Genomic DNA, 24760 nt, shown 5'->3' with positions numbered 1-24760 from the left:
CGTCGTGATCGATCCGTCGCGGGACGGTGCGCCGGAGAGCGGGAAGGGAAGGGAGCCGGGCACCGAGGTGCTGAGGCTTTTCCAGGGCGAGGACGGACTCGCGCAGATCGCCGCCTACCTGCGCGGCCGGACGGACGTCGCCTCCCTCACCATCGTGTCGGAAGGCCAGGAGGGACGCCTCGTCCTCGGCTCCGGCGCGATCGACCTCAACGGGCTGAGCGACTCCCAGAAGGGCGACCTGATGCGCGTCGGCGCGACGCTGGCCGACGACGCGCGCATCGCCGTGGATGCCGAGGGCTTCGCCGCCGGGCCGGCGGGCGCGTCCGGCGCCGGCTGGCTTGCGCGGTTGACGGGAGCCGAGATCGTCGACGTCGCCGGGAGCCCCGCGGACGGGGGCGAGGTCGTGTTCGTCGACGGCCGGGTCGCGGACCGCGATACCCTGCTGCGGACCCTGGCGCCGGACGTCGAGGTCGTGGTGATCGACGGCGAGCGCGACGGCCTCGACCAGATCGCCGAAGCCCTGCGCGGGCGCAGCAACATCACGGCGGTCCACATCCTGTCGCACGGAGACACCGCCTCCCTGCGGATCGGCACCGCGACGCTCGACGGGGACTCGATCGCCGGGCGCTATGCCGATGACCTGGCGGTGATGCGCGGCGCGCTCGCCGACGGCGCCGACCTGCTGATCTACGGCTGCGACTTCGCGGGCGGCGCGGACGGCGCCCGCGTGGCGGCGCTCCTCGCCGAGGCGACCGGGGCCGACGTCGCCGCCTCGACCGACCCGACCGGCGCCGCTGCGCTCGGCGGCGACTGGGACCTCGAGTACCGCACCGGCTCGGTCGAGACGGCGCTCGCCGTCACCGAGGCGGGGCGCGACGCCTATGCGGGCCTCCTCGCCACGACGGTCACGACCGGGCGCGGCGCGATCGTCGCGGCCGTCGGCGCCGGCCTCTACAGCATCGACGTGACGACCGGCCGGGCGACCCTGGTCACCACGATCCCGGCGACGATCGGCGGCATCGCCTTCGGCGGAACCGCGAACTCTGTCGCGATCGACCAGGGCAACGGCCTGATCTACTATGCCGACAGCGCGTCGGCGGCCACGAACCGCGCGCTGTTCGCCTACGACTACGTCAACAACCAGCACATCGTCATCGACTCGGACCTGACCAACAACGGGGCCGGGGCGAGCATCGTGGTCGGCACCACGACCGGCGTCGGCAGCGGGGCTGCGGCCTTCGTCAACAATGCTCTCTATCTCGGCGTCGAGAACGTCACCGGCGCCTCGGACCAGATCTACCGGATCACCTTCGCCAATAACGGACGGACCGTCGCGACCGCCGCGACCTTCGGCGTCCCGATCACCGTGACGAACGACTGGGGCGACTTTGCCGCCGACCCGACCGGCAACGGCGGCACCGGCGTCCTGCTGAGCCTGAGCGGCACGACGATCACCCGGTACAACCTCGCCGACGGCCTCGTCATCAACACCGTCACGAACCCGGCGAGCGCCAATGCCATCCAGGGCGGCGGCGACATCCTGGGCAACACCTACGTCGTCGGCACGGTCGTCCAGCAGATCAACCCGGTCACCGGCGCGGCGATCGGCGCGGCGATCCCCATCACCACGGACGGCACCACGGCGCTCGGCGGCGTCGCCGACGCGGCGACCTGGGTCCCGGCGACCGGGGCGATCGGCGACCGGGTCTTCGCCGACCGCGACGCCAGCGGCAGCGTGACGGCGGGCGATACCGGCTTTGCCAACGTCACCGTGCAGCTCGTCGACGACGTCGACGGCGACGGCGTGGTCGATGCGGGCGAGCGCATCCTGGCGACGGACACCACCGATTCCGAGGGCACCTACCAGTTCGGCGGCGTGCTGCCCGGCCGCTACATCGTGCGGGTCACCGATACGAACGGCATCCTCGGCACCGCCGCCTCGACCACCGGTGGCGCCACCCGCAGCGTCACGCTCACCGCCATCGGCGCCAGCGACCAGGGCATCGATTTCGGCTACGCGGCGCGCCCGCCGGTGGTCGACCTCAACTCGGCGGTCGCCGCGGACGCGGCGGCCAACATCGTCCAGAACGGCACCTTCACCGGCAGCCTCGCGCCGTGGACGACCTCCGGCAGCACCAGCTACACCGCCACCGTCGGCGGCGGCGGCGTGTACTGGGATGCCGACCGGAGCGCGGGCACGCTGACGCAGACCGGGCTCACCGGCCTGCGCAACGGTCCGTCCTCGAACGGCACCGCGCAGCTCGTCTTCGGCTTCGGCTGGAACAACTCGACGCCCGATACCGCCGCGCCGGCGGTGCTCGACGTCTCGGTCGGCGGTGTCGTCTACGCCCGGATCACCACGGGCATCTCCAGCGGCGCCGCCACCACGGCGACCATCGCCTACCTCAACGGGGCGAGCGGCGGTCCGGCCACCGTCGCCGCCTCGACCTACCAGGCGTGGACGGCCACCGACATCACCGTCAACCTGCCGACGAGCGTCGCCGACAGCGGCGCGCTCACGTTCTCGTACAATGCCGGCACCTCCGGCGACGACATCTTCGTCGATACCGTGCGGGTCAACACCTTCGCGGCGGGCGCCCGGAACTACGCGACGAGCTACACCGAGAACGCCCCCGGCGTGGCGATCGCCGCCGCCGCGGCGTCGATCGCCGATCCCGACAGCACTCTGCTGCGGGCGGCGACGGTCGTCCTGACCAACGCCCAGGCCGGCGACGTCCTGGCCTTCGTCGGCGCCCCCCCGGCGGGGATCACCGCAGTCTCGGATACGAGCGTCGCGGGCCAGGTCACGATCACGCTCAGCGGCGCCGCGTCGCCGGCGGCCTACGCCACCGCCCTGCGGCAGATCCAGTTCTCGTCGACCTCCGACACCCCCTTGGCGACGGCGCGCAACGTCGCGGTGACCGTCAACGACGGCGGCCTGAATTCCAACACCGCCACCACGACGATCACCGTCGTCCCGGTCGACGACGCGCCGGTGAACGGGCTGCCGGCCTCGTTCGCGGCGAGCGAGGACACGGCCCTGGCGCTCACCGGCTTGAGCGTGTCCGACGTCGATGCCGGGACCGGCGCGCTCAGCGTCACCCTGGGCGTCACCAGCGGCACGCTCGCGGCCACGGCCGGAGCCGGCGTCGCCGTCGCCGGCTCGGGCACGGCCTCGCTCACGCTCACCGGCACGCAGGCGGCGCTCAACGCCTATCTCGCCTCCGCCGCCGCTCCCGTGTTCACCCAGAGCCCGGCCGACTTCAACGGCGCCGTCACGCTGACGATGACGACGAACGACGGCGGCAATACCGGCACCGGCGGTCCGCTCACCGACACCGACACCAGCACCATCGTCATCGCGCCGGTGGCCGACATCGCCGACGATGCGGCGAGCACGCCCGAGGACACGCCGATCACCCTGGCGGTGCTGGCCAACGACAGCTTCGAGAACCCCGCCCGCACCATCACGGCCGTCAACGGTACCGCCATCAGCCCCGGGGGGACGGCGGTCGCGGTGGGCAACGGCACGGTGCGGCTCAACGCCGACGGCACGCTGACCTACGCGCCGGCACCCGACTTCACCGGCGCGACGAGCTTCACCTACACGGTGACCTCCGGTGGCGTGACCGAGACCGCCACGGTCGCCGTCACCGTCACCCCGGTCAACGACGCACCCGTCAACACCCTGCCGGCCGGCTACACCGGCACCGAGGATACGCCGCTGGCGCTCACCGGCCTCGCCGTGTCCGACGTCGATGCCGGGACCGGCCCGCTCAGCCTCACCCTCAGCGTCGGCGCGGGCACCGGCAGCCTCAGCGCCACCGCCTCCGGCGGCGTCACCGTCGCGGGCTCAGGGACCACCAGCCTGACGCTGACCGGCGCGCTGCCGGCGCTCAACGCCTACCTGGCCTCGGCTGCCGCTCCCGTCTTCAGCCCGGCCGCCAACCTCAACGGCACCGTCGCCCTGACGCTCGCCACCTCCGACAACGGCAATACCGGCGCCGGCGGTGCGCTGACCGACACCGACACCACCCTCATCACCCTGGCGCCGGTCAACGACGCGCCGGTCAACACCCTGCCGGCGAGCTTCACCACCAACGAGGACACCCCGCTGGCGCTGACCGGCCTCGCCGTGTCCGACGTCGATGCCGGGACCGGCGCGCTCAGCCTCACTCTCAGTGTCGGCGCGGGCGCCGGCAGCCTCAGCGCGGCCGCCTCCGGCGGCGTCGCCGTGACCGGCTCGGGCACGGCGTCCCTCACGCTCACCGGCACGCAGGCGGCGCTCAACGCCTATCTGGCGTCGGCCGCCGCTCCCGTCTTCACCCCGGCCGCCAACCTGAACGGCACCGTCGCGCTGACGCTGACCACCTCCGATGCCGGCAATACCGGCGCGGGCGGCGCACTCGCCGACACCGACACCAGCACGATCACGGTCCTGCCCGTCGACGACGCCCCGGTCCTCGACCTCGACGCCTCCGGTCCCGGCACCGGCTTCTCCGCCACCTACACCGAGAACGGCGCCGGGGTGCCGATCGCCGATACCGACGTGCTGATCCAGGACGTCGACAGCCCCACCCTGGCCTCGGCCACCGTGACGATCACCAACGGCCAGGCCGGCGACCTGCTCACGGCGGCAGGCCTGCCGGCGGGGGTGAGCGCGAGCTACGACGCGGGCAGCTTCACGCTGACCTTGTCGGGCCAGGCGAGCCTGGCGAGCTATCAGGCGGCCCTGGCGGCGGTGCGGTTCGCCTCGACCTCGGAGAACCCGCCGACGCTGCCGCGGATCGTGGCGGTGAGCGTCAATGACGGGCTCCTGAGCTCGGCGGCGGCGCAGGCGAGCGTGAACGTGGTGGCGGTCAACGACGCGCCGGTGAACGGGCTGCCGGCCTCGTTCGCGGCGAGCGAGGACTCACCCCTGGCGCTCACCGGCCTGAGCGTGTCCGACGTCGATGCCGGGACCGGCGCGCTCAGCGTCACCCTCGGCGTGACCAGCGGCACGCTCGCGGCCACGGCCGGAGCCGGCGTCGCCGTCGCCGGCTCAGGCAGCGCCAGCCTGACGCTCACCGGCACGCAGGCGGCGCTCAACGCCTATCTCGCCTCCGCCGCCGCTCCCGTCTTCACCCCGGTCGCCGACGCCAACGGCGCCGTCACGCTGACGATGACGACGAACGACGGCGGCAATACCGGCACCGGCGGTCCGCTCACCGACACCGACACCAGCACCATCGTCATCGCGCCGGTGGCCGACATCTCGGGCGACTCGGCGAGCACGCCCGAGGACACGCCGGCCACCCTGGCGGTGCTGGCCAACGACAGCTTCGAGAACCCCGCCCGCACCATCACCGCCGTCAACGGTACCGCCATCAGCCCCGGGGGGACGGCGGTCGCGGTGGGCACCGGCACGGTGCGGCTCAACGCCGACGGCACGCTGACCTACGCGCCGGCAGCCGACTTCACCGGCGCGACGAGCTTCACCTACACGGTGACCTCCGGTGGCGTGACCGAGACCGCCACGGTCGCCGTCACCGTCACCCCGGTCAACGACGCACCGGTCAACACCGTACCGGGCGCCCAGGTCGTGGCCGAGGACGCGTCGCTCGCCTTCGTCAACGGCAGCTCAGTCCGCGTGGCGGATGTCGACGGCGACGCGCTCACCACCACGCTCACCGTCACGGGCGGGACGGCGACGGTCGCGGCGGGCGGTGGGGCGACGATCACCGGCAACGGCGGCGCGAGCATTGTCATCTCGGGCAGCGCGGCGCAGATCAACGCGGCGCTCGCCGGCCTGACCTATCGGGACACGCCCGACTTCAACGGCGCCGCCGGGCTCACCCTCGCGACGAGCGACGGCATCGCGACCGACACCGACACGATCGCCATCCAGGTGACGCCGGTCGCCGACATCACGGCCGACACCCTGACGACGCGCGAGGACACGGCACTCGGCGCGAACCTGATCCTCGGCACGAACGGCGCCACCGCCGACGGATTCTCCGATCCGAACCGGACCTTGACCGCCGTGACCCAGCCGCCCGCCGGCCAGGGCAGCGTCGCCGCCTCGGCCGACGGCACGATCGTCTATGCGCCGCCGCCGGACTTCACCGGCGTCACGAGCTTCACCTACACGGTGAGCGCGGGCGGGGTGACCGAGACCGCGACCGTGACGGTGACCGTCACGCCGGTGAACGACGCCCCGGTCGTCACCGTCCCGGGGGCACAAGTCACGGCGGAGGACACCGCGCGGGTCTTCTCGACCGCCGGCGGCAACGCCCTCACGGTGGCCGACGTCGACAGCGGCACCCTCACCGTCTCGATCGCGGTCACCGGCGGCACGTTCTCGCTCTCTGGGACGACGGGCCTGACCTTCGCCGCCGGCGACGGCACGGCGGATGCCGCAGCGACCTTCAGCGGCACGGCGGCGGCGATCAACGCGGCTCTCGACGGTGCGTCCTACGCGCCGAACCCGGACACTAACGGCCCGGCCCAGCTCACGCTCCAGGTCTCCGACGGGGCACTCGCCGCGAGCGGCGCGGTGGCGCTCACCGTGGCGCCGGTCGCCGACATCGCCGACGATACGGCGGTGACCGACGAGGATGCGCCGGTCGCGATCCCGGTCTTCGCCAACGACACCTTCGAGGATGTCGGCCGCACCGTCACGGCGGTGAACGGCACCGCCATCGCCGCAGGCGGCCCGGCCGTCGCGGTCGAGAACGGCACCGTCACGCTGACACCGCAGGGCGTGCTGGTCTTCGGCCCGGCGACCGACTTCAACGGGATGTCGACCTTCACCTACACGGTGAGCGCGGGCGGCGTCACCGAGACCGGGACGGTCCGGGTCGCGGTCGCGGAGATCAACACCCCGCCGGTCAACACCCTGCCGACCGCGTTCGCGACACGCGAGGATACCGGCCTCGTCCTCGCCGGCCTCGCGGTCGCCGATTCCGATGCCGGCACCGGGATCGTCCGCATCAGCCTGAGCGTGGATTCGGGCACGCTCACCGCCGCCCCAACGGCGGGCGTCGCGGTCGCGGGCGCGGGCACCGGCACGCTCACCCTCGACGGGACGATCGCAGGCCTCAACGCCTATCTCTCCGGGCCCTCGGCCCCGGTCTTCATCCCCGCCGCCAACGCCACCGCCAGCGTCACGCTGACGATGGCGACCAGCGACAACGGCAATACCGGCGGCATGGCGCTGACCGACATCGACACCGCGACGATCCTGATCACGCCGGTGAACGACGCGCCCGCGGGCGCCGACCGCAGCGTGACGCTGGCCGAAGACACGACCTACACCTTCTCGGCCGCCGATTTCGGCCTCACCGATCCCGCCGACGACCCGGCCAACGCCCTCGAGGCGGTGATCGTCGACACGCTGCCGGCGGGCGGCACCCTGGCGCTCGGCGGCGTCGCGGTCGCGGCGGGCCAAGTGATCACCGCCGCCAATCTCGGACTCCTCACCTTCACGCCGGTCGCGGATGTGAGCGGCGTCACGGCCTTCACCGTCCGGGTGCGCGACAATGGCGGGGTCGCCAATGGCGGCCAGGACACCGACCCGACCCCGAACACGCTGACGCTCACCGTCACCCCGGTGAACGACGCGCCGGTCAACACCCTGCCGGCGGCCTTCGGCACGGCCGAGGACGCGCCCGCGCAACTCACCGGCCTGGCGATCGCCGACGTCGATGCCGGACAGGGCGCCGTCAGCGTCACGCTCTTGGTCGACCGCGGCACCCTGGCGGCGACCGGAACCGCCGAGGTCGCGGTCGCGGGTTCGGGCAGCGGCCGCCTCGTCCTCACCGGCACCGTCGCGGCGATCGACGCCTTCCTGGCGGGTCCGTCCGCCCCGTTCTTCGCGCCGACACCCGATTTCAACGGCCCCGTCACCCTGACGATGGTGACGGACGACCGCGGCAATACCGGCGCGGGCGGCGCGCTCACCGACACGGACACCCGCACCATCACGGTGACGCCGGTCAACGACGCCCCGGTGGCGGCGGATGCCGCCGTCGCGACGGCGGAGGACACGCCGCTCCAGGGCCGGCTGCCGGCTGCGAGCGACGTCGATGGTGACGCCGTGACCTATGGGCCGGGCAGCCGCCAGCCGGCGAACGGCCGGGTCGATATCCGTCCGGACGGCACCTTCCAGTACGTGCCGGAGGCGAATGCCAGCGGCCTCGACAGCTTCACCTACACGGTCGACGACGGCACGGTCACCCGCGAGTACACGGTCACGGTGTCGGTCGCGCCGGTCAACGACCCGCCGGTCGCCGCGCCCGATGCCGCCGCCACCGACGCGAACACCCCGGTCGCCGCGAGCCTGCTCGCCAACGATGCCGACGCGGACGGCGACCGGCTCGGAATCGTCGCGGTGAACGGGGCGGCCGGGCAGGTCGGTGCCCTCGTGGCGGGATCGGCCGGCGGCCGCTTCGTCGTCGCCGCCGACGGCAGCGCGACCTTCGACCCGGCCGGCGCCTTCGCCGACCTCGCCGAGGGTCAGACCCGCGCCACCTCCGTCACCTACCGGATCGCCGACCCCTCGGGGGCGGTGTCGGATGCGAGCTTCACCGTCACGGTCACCGGCCGCAACGACGCGCCGGTCTCGGCACCGATTCCGGACCAGGCCGCCCAGGACGGCGCCGCCTTCGCGCTGGCCCTCGCCGGCAGCTTCGCCGATCCCGATTCCGGCGACGCGTTGCGCTTCACCGCAACCGGCCTGCCGGCGGGCCTGACCATCGATCCCGCGACGGGCCTCGTCAGCGGCACCCTCTCGGCCGGCGCCAGCGCCGGCAGCCCCTACGCGGTCACGGTCACCGCCACCGACCGCCTCGGGCTCGCCACCAGCCGCACCTTCGCCCTCGCGGTGGCGAACCCGGCGCCGGTCGCCCGGGACGATTCCTTCGCGACCGACCAGAACACGCCGGTCGGCGGCTCCGTGCTGGCGGATAACGGCGCCGGCCCGGATCTCGACCCGGACGGCGACGCCCTGGCGGTCGCGGCCGTCAATGGCGCCGCCGGCCTCGTCGGCGTGCCGGTCGCGGGCTCGGCGGGCGGCCGCTTCACGATCGCCCAGGATGGCCGCTTCGGCTTCGCGCCCGGCACCGACTTCCTCGACCTCGCGGCGGGTGAGACCCGGGCGACGCGGGCGACCTACACGCTCTCCGACGGCCAGGGCGGCACCGCCACCGGGACCGCGACCGTGATCGTGACCGGCACCAACGACGCGCCGGTCGCGCGGGGCGACGGGATCGCGACCCGCGAGGACCAGCCGGTCACCGTCGATCCGCGCCTCAACGACACCGATGCCGAGGGGTCTCCGCTGACGGTCACGGCGATCGACGGGCAGGCCATCGCGCCGGGCGTCACAGTCGCGGTGGCGAACGGCGCCGTGACCCTGAACGGCGACGGCACGCTGACCTTCACGCCAGCCCCGGACGCCAACGGCGCGGTGTCGTTCACCTACACCGTCTCGGACGGGCAGGGCGGCATCGCCACGGCCACGGTCACCGGCACCGTCACGCCGGTCAACGACGCCCCGGTGCCGGCCGCCGACGCCTTCGTCACTGCGGAGGACACGCCGGCGGCCCTCGCCGTGCTGGCGAACGATGCGGACGTCGACGCCGACCCGCTGACGATCACCGCCATCGATGGTCAGGCGATCACCGCCGGCACGACGGTCGCGGTGGCGGGGGGCGCGGTCACGCTCAACCCCGACGGCACGCTCGGCTTCGTGCCTCGGCCCGACTTCAACGGCCCGGTCTCGTTCACCTACACGGTCTCGGACGGGCAGGGCGGCAGCGCCAGCGCGACGGTGAGCGGGGTGGTGACGCCGGTCCAGGACGCGCCGGTGGCGCTCGCCGACAGCTTCGCCGGCACCGAGGACACGCCCGCGCTGATCGCGGTGCTGGCGAACGACCGCGACGCCGACGGCGACCCGCTGACCATCGCGGCCATCGACGGCACCGGCATCGCGCCGGGCGGCACGGTCGCGGTGACGGGCGGCGCCGTGACCCTGAACCCCGACGGGACCCTGGCCTTCGTGCCGGCCTTGAACTTCAACGGCCCGGTCTCGTTCACCTACACCGTTGCGGACGGGCGCGGCGGCACCGCGACGGCGACCGTCACCGGCGCCCTCGCCCCGGTCAACGACGCGCCGGTGCTCGGCGACGACAGCATCACCGTGACGGAGGACGGCGCCGTCACCTTCGACGTGCGGGCCAACGACAGCGACGTCGACGGCGACGCCCTCGGCCTGATCCAGATCAACGGCGCCTTCATCGCGCCGGGCGGCACCATCGTGGTCGCCGGCGGCGCGGTGACGCTGAACGCCGACGGCACCCTCACCTTCGTGCCGCAGGCCGATTTCAACGGCCCGGTCTCGTTCACCTACTCGCTCTCGGACGGCAACGGCGGCAGCGACAGCGCCACCATCACCGGCCTGGTGACGCCGGTCGAGGACACCCCGACGGCGCTCGCCGACAGCTTCGCCGGCACCGAGGACACCCCCGTCACGATCGCGGTGCTGGCGAATGACGGCGACCGCGACGGCGACCAGCTGACGATCACGGCGATCGACGGCACCGGCATCGTCCCCGGCGGCACAGTCGCGGTCGCGGGCGGCCGCGTCACGCTCAACCCCGACGGCACCCTGACCTTCGTGCCGGGAGCCGACGCGAACGGCCCGGTCTCGTTCTCCTACACGGTATCGGACGGGCAGGGCGGCACGGCGAGCGCCGCGGTCACCGGCCTCATCGCCCCGGTCAACGACCCGCCGGTCGCCGCGGATGCCACCTCCGCCACCGGCGAGGACACGGCGCTGACGGGCACGCTGCCGGCCGCCTTCGACGCCGACGGCGACACGGTCACCTACGCGCCCGGCAGCACGAGCCCGGCGAGCGGCACCGTGACGATCGCCCCGGACGGCACCTTCACCTACCGGCCGGCGCCCGATTTCAACGGCACCGACCGCTTCAGCTACGTCGTCGACGACGGCCGCGGGGGGCTCGCCGAGTACGACGTCGTCGTCGCCGTGACGCCGGCCAACGACGCCCCGGTGGCGACGACGCCCCTGCCGGACCGGATGCGCACCGACGGGCAGGCGGTCAGCTTCGACGCCGCCGCGTATTTCGCCGATATCGACGGCGACCGCCTGACCTTCACGGCGACCGGCCTGCCGCCGGGCCTGACGATCTCGCCGGACGGCCTCGTCGCGGGCATCATCGACCGCGACGCCAGCCAGCGCGGTCCGAACGGCAACGGCACCTACACGGTGGTCGTCACCGCCGCGGACGGGCAGGGCGGGATCGCGACCGACAGCTACGCAGTGGTGGTGACCAACCCGGCCCCGGTCGCGCGCAACGACGCCGCCGGCACCCTCGAGGACACGCCCGTCACCCTCAACGTGCTCGACGGCAGCGCCGGCGGCGGCGCGCCGGATTCCGATCCGGACGGCGACCCGCTGCGGGTGATCGCCGCCAGCGCCGGCCACGGCACGGTGACGCTGGGCCAGGACGGGGCGCTCACCTACGCGCCGAACCCGAACTTCAACGGGGTCGACACGATCGTCTACACGATCTCGGACGGCAACGGCGGCACCGCGAGCGCCACGGTGAGCGTGACGGTGGCGGCGGTCAACGACGCGCCCGGCACGGCCCCGATCGCCGACCGCATCCGCAATGACGGCGACGTCGACGCGATCGACACGGGCGCGTTCTTCAGCGACCCGGAGGGCGAGGTGCTCACCTTCGCGGCGACGGGGCTGCCGCCGGGGCTCAGCCTCGACCCGGCGACCGGACGCATCACCGGCCGGCTGTCGGCCGACGCCTCGGGCCCGACCGGGACCCTGACCTACCCGGTGACCGTGTCGGCCCGGGACGCGAGCGGCGCGGCGAGCAGCGTGAGCTTTGCCTATACGGTGCTCAACCTGCCGCCGCTGGCGCGCGACGACGTGGCGACGACGGCCGAGGACACGCCCGTCATCATCCCGATCCTGAGCAACGACACCGACCCGGACGGCGATTCCGAGCGGGTGATCGCGGTCAACAACGTCGTGCTGGTGCTCAACGGCCCGGCGGTGGCCACCGCCAACGGCAGCGTGCAGCTCATCCTCGACGGTGCCGAGACCGAGGTGCTGCGCTTCACGCCCAACCCGGACTTCACCGGCCAGGAATCCTTCACCTACACCATCATCGACAACAACGGCGGCCGAGACACTGCGACGGCGCTGGTGACGGTCACGCCGGTGAACGACGCGCCCCGGATCGTCACCCCGGTCCCCGACCGCGTGCGGGCCGACGGCCAGACCTTCACCTACGACCTCGCCGACTTCTTCCGCGACCCCGACGGCGACCCGCTCACCTTCGCGGCGACCGGCCTGCCGCAGGGGCTCAGCCTCGACCCGGCGACGGGCTTCCTCTCCGGCACCATCGCGAGCGGCGCGAGCCAGGTCGGCGGCGGAATCTACGCGGTCACCGTGACGGCGACCGATCCGGGCGGCCAGTCCCAGAGCCAGGCCTTCACCCTGACGGTGACCAACCCGGCGCCGGTCGCCGTCGACGACGCCGCGACCACCCCCGAGGACGTACCGGTCCGCATCGCGGTGCTGGCCAACGACATCGATGCGGACGCCGACCCGTTGGCCATCGTGGCGGCCTCCGCGGGCGCCGGCACCGTCGCGATCGACGGCGGCGCGCTCGTCTACACGCCAGCCCCGGACTTCAACGGCACCGACACGATCGTCTACACGATCGCCGACGGCAACGGCGGCTTTGCCAGCGCGAGCGTCAGGGTCACGGTCGCCCCGGTGAACGACGCCCCGGTCGCGGCCCCGATCGCCGATCGGATCGACACCGACGGCCAGGTGCTCGCGCTCGACGAAGTTCAGGACTTCTCGGTCTACTTCTCGGACCGGGAGGGCGATCGCCTCAGCTTCGCGGCGACCGGCCTGCCGCAGGGCCTCACCATCGATCCTCTCACCGGCATCGTGTCGGGCGAGATCGACGGGAACGCCTCGAGCCAGAATGGCGGCGTCTATCGCGTCACGGTCACCGCCTCCGACGGGAACCTGAGCACGAGCCGGTCTTTCACCTGGTTCATCGCCAACATCCCGCCCAAGGGCTTCTCCGACACGGTGCTGGAGCGCGCGGGGGCGGCGTCGGGCGACGTGCTCGAGAACGACGAGGATAATGACGGCGACCCGCTGACGGTCACCGGCGTCGACGGGGTGGCGGTCGCGCCCGACGCGCCCGCGACCGTGCGGGGCTCGGCGGGCGGCCTCTTCACGGTCGCGGCCAATGGCCGCTTCACCTTCACCGCAGGGCCGGACTTCGCCGACCTCCGGGCCGGGGAGACGCGCGCGACCAGCGTCGTCTACGCGCTCCAGGACACCGACGGCGGCGCCGACACGGCGACCCTGACGGTGGTGGTCACGGGCGCGAACGACGCGCCCGCCGCCGCGGCGATCCCGGCCTTCATCCGCGCCGACGGCGATGCGCTGGGTCCGCAAGCCCTCGTCCTCGCGCCGTTCTTCGCCGATGCCGAGGGCGACACGCTCGCCTTCGCCGCCGCCGGCCTGCCGCCGGGCCTCGCCATCGATCCGGCGACCGGTGCGATCATCGGCACGATCGCCCGCGACGCCAGCCAGGGCGGGCCCGCCGGCGACGGCGTCTACACCGTCACCGTCACCGCGTCGGACGGCGCCTCGACCACCGCGACGAGCTTCGTCGTCACGGTCACCAACCCGGCGCCGGTCGGCGTCAACGACGCCGTCACGATCCCGGAGGATACGAGCATCGACATCGACGTCGTCGGCAACGACGTCGACCCGGACGGCGACGCCCTGTTCGTCGATCCCGCCTTCGCCCCGGTGGCGGCTAACGGCACGGTCGCGATCAACCCGAACGGCACCCTGCGCTACACGCCGAACGTCGATTACAGCGGCGTCGACACGGTGGTGTACCGGGTCAGCGACGGCCAGGGCGGCCTCTCGACCGCGATCGTCAACGTCTCGGTCGCCGCGGTGAACGACGCGCCGATCGCGACGGCGCCGATCGCCGACGCCGTGCGCAACGACGGCGACACGCTCACGATCGACGTCTCGGGCGATTTCCGCGATCCCGAGGGCGAGCGGCTCACCTTCTTCGCGACCGGCCTGCCGCCGGGGCTCGCCATCACGGCGGGCGGCGTCATCTCGGGCACGATCGCCCCCGACGCCTCGGGACCGACGGGCACCCGCGACTACCTGATCACCGTCACGGCCGAGGATTCCCAGGGCGCCCGGGCGTCGAGCCAGTTCACCTACACGGTGAACAACCTGACGCCGCAGGCCCAGAACGACACCGTGATCAATGCGGTCGAGGACGTCCCGGTCCTCGTCGATGTCCTGTCCAACGACGTCGATCCGGACGGCGACACCAACGTGGTGATCCGCGTCGAGAACGTCGCGCTGGTCGTCGGCGGTCCCGCTGTCGCGACGAGCAACGGCACCGTGCAGCTCGTCGCCGGGACCGCCGGGCGCCCGGTCCTGCGTTTCACGCCGAACCCGGACTTCAACGGCACCGAATCCTTCACCTACACGATCGACGACGGCAACGGCGGCACCGACACCGCGACGGTGGCGATCGTGGTCGCCCCGGTCAACGACGCGCCGGTCGCGGGCACGATTCCCGACCGCGTCCGGGCGGACGGCCAGCCCGTGGCGTTCGACGTCTCGGACTTCTTCACCGACGCCGACGGCGACGCCCTCGCCTTCACGGCGGCCGGCCTGCCCCCCGGCCTGACCATCAGCCCGGCAGGCGTCATCTCCGGCACCCTCGACGCGTCCGCGTCGCGGGGCGGCGCCTACACGGTCACGGTCACGGCGTCCGACGGCCGCGCCGCGCCGGCCCAGGCGAGCTTCGTCTTCACCGTAACCAACCCGGCCCCCGTCGCGGTCAACGACACCGTCACGACGACCGAGGACGTCCCGGTCACCTTCGATCCGGTCTCCGGCCTCGGCACGACGAGCGGTCCTGCGGGCGCCGATGCCGATCCCGACGGCGACGCGCTCCGCATCGCCATGGTCGAGGGCCGGCCGATCGCGCCGGGCGGGACGGTGGCCGTCGCCGACGGCACGGTGACGCTCAACGCCGACGGCACCCTCACCTTCGCGCCGGCCGCGAACTTCAACGGCACGACCGTCATCACCTACGGCATCGTCGATGCCGACGGCGCCATGGCGGATGCCGCCGTGAGCCTCACGGTCGTCGCGGTCGACGACGCCCCGGTGATCGACCTCGACCCGGCGACGCCGGGCCTCGGCGCCGTCGCCGTCTTCGTCGAGGGCGGCGGCCCCGTCGCGGTGGCGCCGGGCGTGAGCCTGGCGGATGCCGAGGACGATGCCTCCGGGGTGCGGATCGTGCTCGGCGGCGAGGCGGCCGACGCGGCGAGCGAGATCCTGCACCTCAACGGCGCCGTCGACATCCGGCGCGACGCGGCCGCGAGCGGCACGATCGCCTTCGGCGCCAGCCTGCTGGCCTATGCTTATGACGGCAACGGCACCCTCACGCTCCTCAACGCCGCCGGCGCCGGCACGCCTTTGCCCGCCGGCACCCTGCGCTCGCTCGTGGCGGCGATCCGCTACGAGAATCTGAGCGAGGCGCCGACGCCCGGGGCGCGCACCCTGACCTTCAGCGTGGCCGATACCGCCGGCAACGTTTCGCAGGCGGCCGTCGCGACGGTCGCGGTGGTGCCGGTCAACACCGCGCCGGTGGCGGCCGACGACGCGGCGGCGACGGGGGAGGACGCGCCGATCCTCGGCGGCGCCTCGGTGCTGGCCAACGACCGCGATCCCGAGGGCGATGCGCTCACGGTCGTGGCGGTCGCAGGATTGCCGTCCGGTGTCGGGACCGCCGTGGCGGGCTCGGCCGGCGGCACCTTCACGATCCGGCCGGACGGCACCTACGACTTCGATCCCGGCGCGGCCTTCCAGGACCTGCAGCAGGGCGAGACCCGCGCGACCCGCGTCACCTACACGGCCGCCGATCCGTCCGGGGCCACCGCGACGGCGACGCTCACCGTCACGGTCGCGGGCGCCAACGACGCGCCGGCCGCCGCCGACCTCGCGGTCGCGACCGCGGAGGACGGGACCCTGGCCGGAGCCCTGCCGGGTGCGACCGACGCCGACGGCGACGCTCTCGTCTACGCCGAGGGCGATCAGCCCGCGAACGGCACCGTCGCGGTCAGCGCCGGAGGCACCTTCACCTACACGCCGGACCCCGACTTCACCGGCACCGACCGCTTCACCTACACGGTGAGCGACGGCCGCAGCACCGTGACCTACGCGGTGACGGTCACCGTGGCGCCGGTCAACGACGCGCCGGTCGCCGCGCCGATCCCCGACCGGGCCTTCGCGGACGGCGAGCCCGTCCGCCTCGACGTCGCAGGCTTCTTTGCCGACATCGACGGCGACGCCCTGCTCTTCGCCGCCGCCGGCCTGCCGGCCGGGCTCGCGATCGATCCCGCCACCGGGGTGATCGCCGGCACCGTCGATGCCTCCGCCTCGCAGATCAACGGCGGTGTCTACGCCGTCGCGGTGACGGCGCGAGACCCCTCCGGCGCCACGGCGACCCGGACCGTCGTCCTGCGGATCGCCAACCCGGCCCCGGTGGCCGAGGCCGACGCCGTCGCGACGGTCCAGGGCGCGCCGGTCGCCGGCTCGGTCCTCGCGGACAACGGCGCCGGCCCCGACCGCGACCCGGACGGCGACGCCTTGAGCGTCGTCGCGGTCGACGGCGCCGGTGCCGGAATCGGCGCCCCGCGCGCCGGCTCGGCCGGCGGCCTGTTCACGATCCGCGCCGACGGCACGTTCGACTTCGTGCCCGGCGCCGAGTTCGACGACCTGCCGGCCGGGATCACCCGCAGCTCGAGCATCGACTACACGGTCTCGGACGGCCAGGGCGGCACCGCGACCGCGGTCCTCACCGTCACGGTCACGGGCGCCAACGACGCGCCCGTCGGAGGAAACGCGGCCCTCGCGGCGGTCGAGGACAATCCGGCGAGCGGCCGCCTGCCGATTGCCACCGACATCGACGGCGATGCCCTGACCTACGCCCTCGCGACGGGACCGGCGAACGGCACGGTCGCGATCGACCCGACCGGCACCTTCACCTACACCCCGGCGCCGGACTATGCCGGGCCCGACAGCTTCACCTACACGGTCAGCGACGGCACCACGGCCGTGACCTACACGGTCACCGTCGCGGTCGCGGCGGTCAACGACGCACCGGCCGCCGCGGCCGACGCCTTCGTCACGCCCGAGGATGGGTCTGTCACGATCCGGGTGCTCGCCAACGACACCGATGCCGACGGCGATCCCCTTGCGGTGACCCAGATCGGCGGCGTCGCGATCCTCCCCGGCGGCAGCGTCGACATCGGCACCGGCTCGGTCGCGCTGCAGGCGGACGGCACCCTGCTGTTCACCCCGGCCCCCGATGTCGACGGCCCGGTCTCCTTCACCTACACGCTGACGGACGGGAACGGCGGCACGGCGACCGCGCTCGTCACCGGCACGGTGACCCCGGTCAACGACGCCCCCCTCGCGGCCGACGACACCGCGGCGACGGGCCAGGATGCCGTCGTCACCGGCAACGTCATCCTGGGAACGGGGATCTCAGGGCCGGCGGGCCGCGACACCGACGTCGACGGCGACGTCCTGACGGTGGTGGGCGTGGGCGCGCCCGCGGGTGGCGTCGGCGCCGCCGTCGCGGGCTCGGCCGGCGGCACCTTCACCATCGGGGCGGATGGCGGCTTCACCTTCGATCCGGGCGCGGACTTCGCCGACCTCCCGGCGGGCGCGTCGCGGGCGACGAGCGTCGGCTACACCGTCTCGGACGGCGCCGGCGGCCGCGCGACGGCTTTGCTCACCGTGCGGGTGGACGGGGCGAACGACGCGCCGGACGCCGACGCCTTCGCGCCGCGCCGGAACGCCGACGGGGAGACGGTCGCCCTCGCGGCGGGCGCGGCCTTCCGCGACGCCGACGGCGACGCGCTCACCTTCGCGGCGGCGGGCCTGCCGCCGGGGCTCGCGATCGACCCCGTGACGGGGGCGATCTCCGGCACGGTCGCGCCCGGCGCCTCGGGGGCCGGCGGCAGCGCGACCTACCGGGTGACGATCACCGCCACCGACCCGTCCGGCGCCGCCGCGATCCGCAGCGTCGACTGGACGATCGTCAACCCGGCTCCGGTCGCCGCCGACGACGCCTTCGCGGTCGCCGAGGACCAGGTTCTCACCGGCAGCCTCGCGGCGGATAACGGCGCCGGGCCGGACGCCGATCCCGACGGCGACCCCCTCACTTACGGGCTCGTCACCGCGCCGGCCCACGGCACCGTCGTGCTCCTCACGGACGGCCGCTTCACCTATACGCCGAATCCCGACTTCGCCGGTCCCGACGGCTTCACCTACCGGGTCTCGGACGGGAACGGCGGCACCAGCCTCGCCGCCGTCACCATCACGGTGGCGCCGGTCAACGACGCGCCGGTGGCGCTCGCCGACGCCTTCGCGGTCGCGGAGGACGGCACCGCCGCGATCCCGGTCCTCGCCAACGACGGCGACGTCGACGGCGACCCGCTCGCGGTCACCGCCATCGACGGCCGGGCGGTCGCGCCCGGCGGCGCGGTCGCGGTCGCGGGCGGCACCGTCACCCTCAACCCCGACGGCACGCTGGCCTTCGCGGCGGCGCCGGACTTCGCCGGCCCGGTGCAGTTCGCCTACACCCTCTCCGACGGCACCGTCGCCTCGGTCGGGCAGGTGACCGGGACCGTGGCGCCCGTGAACGATGCGCCGGCGAACGGGCTGCCGCCCGCCTTCACCGGGCAGGAGGACGCGCCGCTCCCGCTGCTCGGCCTGTCGGTCGCCGATGTCGATGCCGGCGCCGGCACCCTCACGGTGACCCTGACCGTCGAGATCGGCCAGCTCACGGCGGTTCCGGCGGGCGGCGTCACGGTCGCCGGCAGCGGCACCGGCGCGCTGACGCTCTCGGGCACGCGCGACGCCCTCAACGCCTTCCTGGCGGCCTCGGCCCCGGTCTTCACCCCGCCCGCGAACGCCACCGATCCGGTGCGGCTGACGATGCGGACGGTGGACGACGGCGCCGGCGGCGCCGGCGGGCCGCTCGCGGACGTCGACGGTGCCACGATCCTGATCGTGCCGGCGAATGACGCCCCGACGGCAGGGGACCTCGCCCTGACGACGATCGAGGAGCGGCCGGTGGCCGGCGCGATCGATGTGGCCGACCTCGACGGCGACGCCCTGACCTTCACCCTGGTGGCACAGCCGGCGGGCGGCACCGTCCGCCTCGATCCGGACGGCACCTTCGTCTACAAGCCGAACCCGGATGCCAGCGGCGTCGAGACCTTCCAGGTCCGCGTCGACGACGGCCAGGGCGGTACCGCCCTCGCGACCGTCACCGTCACCGTGCAGCCGGTCAACGACGCCCCCGTCGCCGCCCCGCTCACCGTGGCGACGCGGGAGGACGCGCCGGTCTCCGGAACCCTGCCGCCGGCCTTCGACGCCGAGGGCGACGCGGTCGCCTACGCGCTTGCCGCCGGCCCGGCCAACGGCCGCGCCACGGTCACCGCCGACGGCCGCTTCACCTACGTGCCGAACCCGGATTTCAGCGGGACGGACAGCTTCACCTACGCGGTGTCGGACGGGGCGGCGGCGAGCACCTACACGGTGACCGTGACGGTCGATCCGGTGAACGACGTCCCTGTCGCGATCGCCGACGCCTTCACGACGGCGGAGGATACGCCCGCGACCGTCGTGGTGCTCGCCAACGACCGCGACGTCGACGGCGACCCGCTGGCGATCACGGCGATCGACGGGCAGGCGGTGGCTCCCAGCGGCACGGTCGCGGTGGCAAACGGTGCCGTGACCCTCAACCCGGACGGCACGCTCACCTTCGTGCCCATTCCGAACGCCAACGGCACCGCCTCCTTCACCTACACGGTGTTGGATGGGCAGGGCGGCAGCGCCACGGCCACCGTCACCGGCACTATCGCCTCCGTCAACGACGCCCCTGCGCTGGTTGCCGACGGCTTCACGACGGCCGAGGACACACCGGTCCGCGTGCCGGTGCTCGCCAACGACGCCGATCCCGACGGCGACCCGCTGACGGTCACGGCGATCGACGGTCAGGCGATCACCGCGGGCGGGTCGGTCGCGGTGGCGGGCGGCGCGGTCACGCTCAACGCCGACGGCACCCTCACCTTCGCGCCGGCCGCCGACGTCAACGGTCCGGTCTCGTTCACCTACACCGTGTCGGACGGGCAGGGCGGCACGGCGAGCGCCGCGGTCACCGGCCTCCTCGCCCCCATCAACGACGCGCCCGTCGCGATCGCCGATGCGTTCACGACGGCGGAGGACACGCCGGCGACCATCGCGGTTCTCGCCAACGACCGCGACGTCGACGGCGACCCGCTGGCGATCACGGCGATCGACGGACAGGCCGTGGCTCCCGGCGGCACGGTCGCGGTGGCGAACGGTGCCGTGACCCTCAACCCGGACGGCACGCTCACCTTCGTGCCCACTCCGAACGCCAACGGCGCGGCCTCCTTCACCTACACGGTGTCGGACGGGCAGGGCGGCAGCGCCACGGCCACCGTCACCGGCACTATCGCCTCCGTCAACGACGCCCCTGCGCTGGTTGCCGACGGCTTCACGACGGCCGAGGACACACCGGTCCGCGTGCCGGTGCTCGCCAACGATGCCGATTCCGACGGCGACCTGCTGACGGTCATCGCCATCGACGGTCAGGCCATCGCGGCGGGTCTCACGGTAGCCGTGGCGGGCGGCACGGTGACGCTCGATGCCGACGGCGCGCTCGTCTTCGCCCCGGCGGCCGATTTCAACGGCCCGGTCTCGTTCGCCTACACCGCCTCCGACGGGAAGGGCGGCAGCGCCACCGCGACGGTGAGCGGCCTCGTCACGCCGGTCCAGGACGCACCCTTCGCCCTCGCCGATAGCTTCGCCGGAACCGAGGACAGGCCCACGACCGTCACGGTTCTCGGCAACGACCGCGACGAGGACGGCGATCCGCTGGCGATCACGGCGATCGACGGGCAGGCGGTGGCTCCCGGCGGCACGGTCGCGGTGGCGAGCGGTGCCGTGACCCTCAACCCGGACGGCACGCTCACCTTCGTGCCCACTCCGAACGCCAACGGCACCGCTTCCTTCACCTACACGGTGTCCGACGGGCAGGGCGGCAGCGCCACGGCCACCGTCACCGGCACTATCGCCTCCGTCAACGACGCCCCTGCGCCGGCCGCGGACGGTTTCGTCACCACCGAGGACACGCCGGTCCGCGTGCCGGTGCTCGCCAACGACGCCGATCCCGACGGCGACCTGCTGACGGTCACGGCGATCGACGGTCAGGCGATCACCGCGGGCGGATCGGTCAGGGTGGCGGGCGGCGCGGTCACGCTCAACGCCGACGGCACCCTCACCTTCGCGCCGGCCGCCGACGTCAACGGTCCGGTCTCGTTCACCTACACCGTGTCGGACGGGCAGGGCGGCACGGCAAGCACCGCGGTCACCGGCCTCCTCGCCCCCATCAACGACGCGCCCGTCGCGATCGCCGACGCGTTCACGACGGCGGAGGACACGCCCGCGACCATCGCGGTTCTCGCCAACGACCGCGACGCGGACGGCGACCCGCTGGCGATCACGGCGATCGACGGTCAGGCGGTGGCTCCCGGCGGCACGGTCGCGGTGGCGAGCGGTGCCGTGACCCTCAACCCGGACGGCACGCTCACCTTCGTGCCCACTCCGAACGCCAACGGCACCGCCTCCTTCACCTACACGGTGTCGGACGGGCAGGGCGGCAGCGTCACGGCGGCCGTGGCCGGCACCATCACGCCGCGGAACGACGCACCGGTGCTCGGCGACGACGCGTTCTCCGTGCCCGAGGACGGCGCCGTCACCTTCGACCTGCGCGCCAATGACAGCGACGCCGACGGCGACCCGCTGACGGTCACGGCGATCGACGGGCAGGCGATCGCCGCGGGTGCCTCGGTCGCGGTCCCGGGCGGCACGGTGACGCTGAATCCGGACGGCACCCTGACCTTCGTCCCGGCGGCGGACGTCACCGGACCGGTCGGCTTCAGCGCCACCGTCTCCGACGGGCGGGGCGGCTTTGCCACGGCGACGATCGTCGGCACCATCACGCCGGTGAACGATGCGCCCACCCCCGGGGCCGACCGGTTCGAGACGACCGAGGAGACCCCCGTGCGGATCACCGTGCTCGCCGACGACGGCGACGCGGACGGCGACCCGCTGACGATCACGGCGATCGACGGCGTCGGCATCGCGCCAGGCCTCACGGTCGCGGTGGTGAACGGCACGGTGACCCTCAACCCGGATGGCACGCTGACCTTCGCGCCGGCCCCGAACGCCAACGGCGCGGTCGCCTTCACCTATACGGTATCGGACGGCCGGGGCGGCAGCGCCACGGCCACGGTCACCGGCACGGTCGCGCCGGTCAACGACGCGCCGATCCCCACCGCCGACCGCTTCGCGACGGCCGAGGACACCCCAATCCTCATCGCGGTGCTGCCGAACGACGCCGATGTCGACGGGGACCCGCTGGCGGTCATCGCCATCGACGGTCAGCCGATCGCGGCGGGTGCCGCGGTCGCGGTGGCGGGCGGGACGGTCACGCTCAACGCCGACGGCACGCTCACCTTCGCGCCGGCCGCCGATGTCAACGGCCCGGTCTCGTTCGCCTACACCGTCTCGGACGGGCGGGGCGGCAGCGAGACCGCGACCGTGAGCGGTCTCGTCACGCCGGTGAACGATGCGCCGGTGCCGGGCGCCGACACGCTCGCGGCGATCGAGGACACGTCCGCGACCCTGGCGGTGCTCGCCAACGACCGCGACGCGGACGGCGATCCGCTGGCGGTCACGGCGATCGACGGGCAGGCCGTGGCTCCCGGCGGCACGGTCGCGGTCGCGGGTGGTCGCGTGACGCTGAACCCGGACGGCACGCTCACCTTCGCGCCGGCCGCCGACTTCGATGGACCGGTCTCCTTCACCTATACCGTCTCGGACGGGCAGGGAGGCAGCGCCACCGCGACCGTCGGCGGGAGCGTCTCACCCGAGAACGACGCGCCGGCGCCGGCTGCCGACGGCTTCCTGGCGATCGAGGACACGCCGGTCCGCGTGCCGGTGCTCGCCAACGACGCCGATCCCGACGGCGATCCGCTGACGGTCGCCGCGATCGACGGTCAGCCGATCGCCGCGGGCGGCTCGGTCGCGGTGGCAGGCGGCACGGTGACGCTCGAGGCCGACGGTACCCTCACCTTCGCGCCGGCCGCCGACTTCGCCGGATCGGTCGCCTTCGGCTACACGGTGTCGGACGGAAGGGGCGGCAACGCCACGGTCGCGGTCGGGGGCAGCGTCGCGCCGGTCAACGACTCCCCGGTGCCTGGCACCGACGCCTTCGTCGTCGCCGAGGACGGTGCTGTGACGATCGCGGTGCTGGCCAACGACCGCGATGTCGAGGGCGACGCGCTCAGCCTCACGGCGATCGACGGGCAGCCGATCGCGCCCGGGGAGGCGGTCGCCGTCGCCGGCGGCCTCGTGCGCCTCGCCGCCGACGGCACGCTGGTCTTCGTCCCGGATCCGGACGTCACCGGCGCCGTCCGCTTCGCCTACACGGTGAGCGACGGACGCGGCGGCACTGCGACCGGCACGGTGCTCGGCACGATCACCCCCGTCGCAGACGCCCCGGTCGCGGCCGACGACGCTTTCGTGAGCATCGGCGCGCCCTCGGTGATCCCGGTGCTGGCCAATGACCGCGACCCCGATGGCGGCCCGCTCACCGTCACGGCGATCGACGGCCGGCCCCTCGCCCCCGGGGGCAGCGTCGCGGTCGTCGGCGGACAGGTGACGCTCAACGCCGACAGCACGCTGCTCTTCGTGCCGAATCCGGGCTTCGCCGGCGCGACGGCGTTCACCTACACCGTGTCGGACGGGCAGGGGGGCAGCGCGACCGCGGCGGTGCGCGGCACCATCGCCCCGGTCCAAGTCGGCGACCGAGTCGGCGACAACATCACCCGCGACCGCGGCGAGGCGAGCCGCGAGCGGCTGCTGTTCGGCGCCGGCTGGATCGTCGAGGACGTGCCCCTGCTCGCGGCCGGGCCGTGCCCCGAGATCGGGACGTTGCGGATCCTGCCCTACGTCGTCGAGCACGCCCGGGTCCATTACGGCACCGGCTTCCGCTTGGCGGATGCCCTGCCGCGCCATGCGCCGCCCGGAGTGCGCGACGTCCTGCACGAGGGCCGGCCCTTCTGCACGACCCTGCGGATCACCCCGGAGATGGTGGACCCGCTCCGGGCCTGGCGCCTGGAGGCCGGACCGCTCCCGGTCGTCGATTGGCCGTCGGTCCGTGACTTGCCCTCGGTCCACCACCTGCAGCGCCTGCCCGAGCCGGTCGCTCCGGCGCCCGCCCGGCCGGCGCCCTCCGGGCCGCCGTCGACGCCCGATTCGGAGCCGATCCTGATCCGCAAGGGCGAGGCGGCGCCCTCCGACTGGATGTTCCGCGACGACCCGGCGCCGTCCGGGCCGGGCCCGGCCGAGGCGCCGGGGCCGGGCCTCGCCCACAAGTTGCGCGGCTTCGCGAACCGGTTCGAACACGGCCAGGAGCGGCTTCACGCCGCCTTCGCCGAGCCGCCGCCGTCACCCTCCGAGGCGGCCGGACGCCGCTGATCTCCGCCACCTCCCCGA

1 protein-coding gene is annotated in these 24760 nt (G+C 73.9%); it reads left to right on the top strand.

Going from position 1 to position 24760, the window contains the following annotated elements; genetic code table 11:
- Positions 1 to 4: 4 nt before the first annotated feature.
- Complete coding sequence (locus FF100_RS37060; RefSeq protein WP_246102105.1) at positions 5 to 24742, top strand: Ig-like domain-containing protein; 24738 nt, start codon at positions 5 to 7, stop codon at positions 24740 to 24742.
- Positions 24743 to 24760 lie beyond the last annotated feature (18 nt).

The organism is Methylobacterium terricola, from assembly GCF_006151805.1.
Taxonomy (GTDB): Bacteria; Pseudomonadota; Alphaproteobacteria; order Rhizobiales; family Beijerinckiaceae; genus Methylobacterium; species Methylobacterium terricola.
The sequence above is the reverse complement of the archived record's forward strand: the minus strand, read 5'-3'. Positions and strand labels throughout refer to the sequence as shown.